The sequence below is a fragment of the Streptomyces durocortorensis genome, assembly GCF_016901035.1.
GTDB lineage: Bacteria > Actinomycetota > Actinomycetes > Streptomycetales > Streptomycetaceae > Streptomyces > Streptomyces durocortorensis.
The window spans coordinates 1-4,115 of sequence record NZ_JAFEUF010000388.1 but is presented as its reverse complement, the minus strand read 5'-3'; the positions used below and the strand labels follow the sequence as shown (position 1 = coordinate 4,115).

The window sequence follows — 4,115 nt, the reverse complement described above, 5'->3', positions numbered from 1 at the left end:
CCTCGGAGGGCCGGGTCGGAGGTTGGGTATCGGGCACCACAAGCGGGGCGGCGGGCGAACCTTTACGGCTTCTCGGTCGTCAGGTGGGGTGGGGGCGCGGTACGCGCACGGCGCGGCCGACGAGCGGACGACGCGGGGACGAGTGGGGGGTTGCGGTGCGTGGGAAGAGCGGGGAGAGACGGAAGCGGCTTCGGCGCCGGCTGACGGGGGTGCGGTGGCCTGACCGGCCCGTGCTGCGGCTCCGGGGGCGGTTCGCCGTGCTGCGGCTGCCGCGTACCCGGCGCGGGCAACGGCGGCTGGTGCAGGCGCTGATGGTCGCCTGTGTGCTGGCGCTCGTGCCCGCGACCTGGATGCGCCTGGAGGCCGGTGACCGGGTGGGCACGACGGCCGAAGCCCCGGCCCGGGAGGTCGCCGTGGTGTTCGGCGCCGGGCTGTGGAACGGCCGGCCGACCCCGTATCTCGCGCACCGGCTGGACGCGGCGGCCGAGCTGTACCGCGCCGGGAAGGTCAAGGTCGTCCTCGTCACCGGGGACAACAGCCGGGTGGAGTACGACGAGCCGGACGCGATGCGCACGTATCTCACCGGGCGCGGGGTGCCGGACGGGCGGATCGTGAGCGACTACGCCGGGTTCGACTCCTGGGACTCCTGCGTCCGGGCCAAGAAGATCTTCGGGGTCGACCGGGCCGTGCTGGTGAGCCAGGGCTTCCACATCCACCGGGCGGTCACGCTGTGCCGGTCCGCCGGGATCGACGCGTACGGCGTCGCGGTCGACGAACCCCGGGACGCCACCTGGTACTACGGCGGCGCCCGGGAGCTGGCGGCCTCGGGCAAGGCGGCCCTGGACGCCCTGTTCCGGCCCGACCCGCGCTTCCTGGGGCCGGAGGAGCCGGGCGTGACGGAGGCGCTGGCGGCCGGGTGACCACGGTCTGGGGCCCTCGCCGCTCCCCACCACCAGGGTTCCGTCCTCAAGCGCCGGACGGGCTTGAACCGGGCCCGCCGGGAGTGCCGCCGAGCGCGGCGTCGGCCGTGCGCCGAGCGGGTGAAGGACACCCCTCAGTCGCCCGGTGCGCGTCCGGTGATCCACCGCCCCTCGGGAATGAGCACGCCGCCCGTCCGCAGCGAGCGGGTGACGGCGGTCGCGGCGAGGTAGACCCAGGCCCGCACCACGCCCCCGTCGCCGGGCCCCGGCAGCTCGACCTCGCGGACGACCCGTTCGTACAGGTTGCGCGGGTGGCCGGGGCCGAGGAACTCCTCCAGGTGGTCCAGCAGCCCGAGCAGTTCCCCGTACACCCCGGGCGCGGCGACGAGCAGGGTGCCGTGGACGCGGCCGTGGCCCTCGATCGCGTACGGGTAGCCGGGGCCGTCGTACAGCAGGGCCCGGGGCAGCACGGCCGGGCGCTCCCCCGCCGTACGGCCCCGGAGGAACAGGTCGTGGTTGGGTTCGCCCGGCAGCAGCGTCCCGTACACGAAGAAGGGCAGTTCGGCGGTGACGGGGCCGCCGGGGGCGGACGTGGTCACGGCCGCCGTCACAGGGCGGCCGGGGGCGCCGTCTCCGCCGTCACCCAGCCGAGGTAGCGGGCACTGCCCCGGATCACCGGCAGGGCGATGACCTCCGGCGTGTCGTAGTCGTGCTCCCGCAGGATGTGCTCCTCCAGCTCGTCGTAGCGCTCCGACGTCGTCTTGAGGAGCACCTGCCACTCCTCGGTCGTCTCGATGGCGTTCTGCCACCGGTAGACGGAGGTGACGGGGGCGGAGATCTGCGCACAGGCCGCCAGCCTGGCCTCCACCGCCGACTGCGCCAGGGCGTGGGCCTTGTCCTCGCTGTCGGTCGTGGTCAGGACGGTCAGCCATGCCGGCGGCGCTGTCATCGTCGGTCTCCTCGGGATGCGGAGTACGGGCTACGGCGGGCGTTCTGCCCGTGGGCCTTCAGTGCGATTGTCGGCCCACGGGGCGTCAGGCGCCGTACGGACGGGAATTCCGGGCGTCGCGAAGCGCTGTGCCCCACCACACCACCTGGTCCAGCAGTGTCTTGGCGGCCGCGTCGGCGGGCTCCGGGTCCAGATGGCGTCCCGCGTCGTCGAAGAGGGCGCCCGCGTTGTGGAAGGACACGGTGTCGCGGACGGTGACGGTGTGCAGTTCGGCGAAGACCTGCCGCAGCTGCTCGACCGCGCGCAGCCCGCCGGAGATGCCGCCGTACGACACGAAGGCGACGGGCTTGGCCTGCCATTCAGCGTTGTGCCAGTCGATGAGGGTCTTCAGCGGGGCGGGGAACGAGTGGTTGTACTCGGGGGTGAGGACGACGAAGGCGTCGGCCGCCGCGAGGCGTTCGGAGACCGCGCCGATCCGCGCCGCCTCCTCGGGTCCGGGGTGGAAGGTGATCGCGTTGGGGAGGGCGGCCTCGGCGACGTCGATCAGGTCGGTCTCGATGCCGGGGTGACGCGCCGCGCGGGCCAGGAACCAGTCGGCGATGACGGGGCCGAAGCGGCCGTCGCGGTTGCTGCCGAGGATGACGGCCACCTTGAGGGGGGCCGCCTCGGCGGACGAGGTGGGCGAGAGGGATGACGTGGATGACGTGGATGCGGCTGTGGTGTCCATGACGTCGACCTTTCCGCCTCAACCATGGTTGAGGTCAAGCCCGGTCCGTAGCGGGTCGTACACACGGCCTACGGTGGCCGCATGACCACGCAGCCGCCCGCGCCCCACATCGAGCTCGACGGCCGGCCGGCCACCGAGGAGACCTTGCGGATCCCCGCCCTGTACGGATTCGGCCACTTCACCGCCCTCCAGGTGCGGGACGGCCGGGTCCGGGGCCTCGGCCTGCACCTCGCCCGGCTGGACGCCGCGAGCCGGGAGCTGTTCGACCTGCCGCTGGACGGCGACCGGGTGCGGGAGCTGATCCGGCACGCCCTGGACGGGGCGGGGCGGCGGGACGCGTCGGTGCGGGTGAACGGTTATCTGCCGCCCGGCGCGACCCCCACGACCCTGATGGTGACGGTCCGGGAGCCTGCCGTCATGCCGGCCGGGGCGCGCAGCCTGATGTCGGTGCCGTACGCGCGTCCGGCCCCGCACATCAAGCGGCCGGGCGAGTTCGGGCAGACGTATTACGGGGTGCTGGCCGGGCGGGCGGGGTTCGACGAGGCGCTGCTGACCGCGCCGGGCGGAGTGGTGACCGAGGGGGCGATCACCAACATCGGCTTCTGGGACGGGACCTCGGTGGTGTGGCCCGACGCCCCGGCGCTGACCGGCATCACGATGACCCTGCTGGAGGAGGGCCTGGAGCGGGCCGGACGGCCCTCCGTCCGCCGCCCCGTGACGCTGGACGGGCCGGACGGGGTGGGCCGCTTCCCCGCCGCCTTCGTCTGCAACTCGCAGGGCATCGCGCCGGTGCGGCGGATCGACGACACCGCGTTCGCGGTGGACGAGGGGCTGATGAAGGAGCTGGGCACGGTGTACGACAGCGCTCCGCAGGACACCGTGTGAGGCCGCCCCGTACGGAAGGGCCGGGGCCGGCGGGCGCGGGCGTGACGGACGATGGGGGCATGCAGATCCATATCGAGGCCTCGGCCCTTCCCGGTCGCGCCTGCGGCCCGGACAGCGACTTCCCCGGGTACGAGAACATCCACGTCGGCGTCCAGCGCAAGGACCGGCCGGGCGAGCTGTTCGGCCTGCACCCCGGGGACGCCCCCTCCGCCTCGTGGGTGCTCGACTGCACGGCCACCGTGACGGAGGACGGCGTCGAGGTGGCGGGGCCGTACGTCCAGAACCGGCTGGGCGGGCGGTTCGTCTATCTGTCGTGGGGCACGGTGGACGACGCCGGGGTCTTCACCATGTTCCGGCGCGCCAAACTGATGTTCAGCGACATCGATCCGGACGTCCTCGCCGCCGCCGCGCGCTCCGGACGACTCACCGGGCGGCTCGGCCTCACCGACGCCAAGGGGCAGCCGCTGTGCGCCCGGGTGCGTCCGCCGCAGATCGTCTGGAGCGCCACGGACGGGGTCTGAGCACCCCCGTACACCGGTCGGGCGACGGACGCCCCGGACGGCGCCGGGCCGGAGGCGGATCCGACACCGCCCCCGGCGGTCCAGGGGGGCGGTCTCTTATAAACAACACCCAG

General features: G+C 73.8%; 6 protein-coding genes. 3 read left to right on the top strand and 3 right to left on the bottom strand.

The features are described 5' to 3' along the window. Positions 1-200: 200 nt before the first annotated feature. Positions 201-920, top strand: a complete 720-nt coding sequence (locus JS521_RS34340) for a SanA/YdcF family protein (protein WP_205086790.1) — start codon at positions 201-203, stop codon at positions 918-920. 134 nt (positions 921-1,054) lie between these two features. Here the strand turns inward: JS521_RS34340 and JS521_RS34335 are convergent, their stop codons facing one another. The 3 genes from JS521_RS34335 to JS521_RS34325 form a co-directional block, all read right to left on the bottom strand. Continuing rightward, entirely contained in the window at positions 1,055-1,531 is a 477-nt protein-coding gene (locus JS521_RS34335; protein ID WP_205086789.1) for a gamma-glutamylcyclotransferase family protein, read from the bottom strand. Beyond that, positions 1,528-1,869 (bottom strand): divalent-cation tolerance protein CutA, encoded by a 342-nt coding sequence (cutA, locus tag JS521_RS34330; protein WP_205086788.1) that lies wholly within the window; start codon positions 1,867-1,869, stop codon positions 1,528-1,530. Before cutA ends, JS521_RS34335 begins: the two co-directional genes overlap by 4 nt. A gap of 85 nt (positions 1,870-1,954) precedes the next feature. Beyond that, positions 1,955-2,596 carry an NADPH-dependent FMN reductase gene (locus JS521_RS34325; protein WP_205086787.1) on the bottom strand — a complete coding sequence of 214 codons (642 nt, stop codon included), beginning with the start codon at positions 2,594-2,596 and terminating at the stop codon, positions 1,955-1,957. A gap of 81 nt (positions 2,597-2,677) precedes the next feature. Here JS521_RS34325 and JS521_RS34320 point away from each other — a divergent pair, with 81 nt between their 5' ends. Beyond that, a complete protein-coding gene (locus JS521_RS34320; RefSeq protein ID WP_205086786.1) occupies positions 2,678-3,481 on the top strand; it encodes an aminotransferase class IV family protein in 804 nt (267 codons plus the stop codon). 59 nt (positions 3,482-3,540) lie between these two features. Next, positions 3,541-4,002 carry a DUF5990 family protein gene (locus JS521_RS34315; protein ID WP_205086785.1) on the top strand — a complete coding sequence of 154 codons (462 nt, stop codon included), beginning with the start codon at positions 3,541-3,543 and terminating at the stop codon, positions 4,000-4,002. The last annotated feature ends 113 nt before the right edge of the window (positions 4,003-4,115 follow it).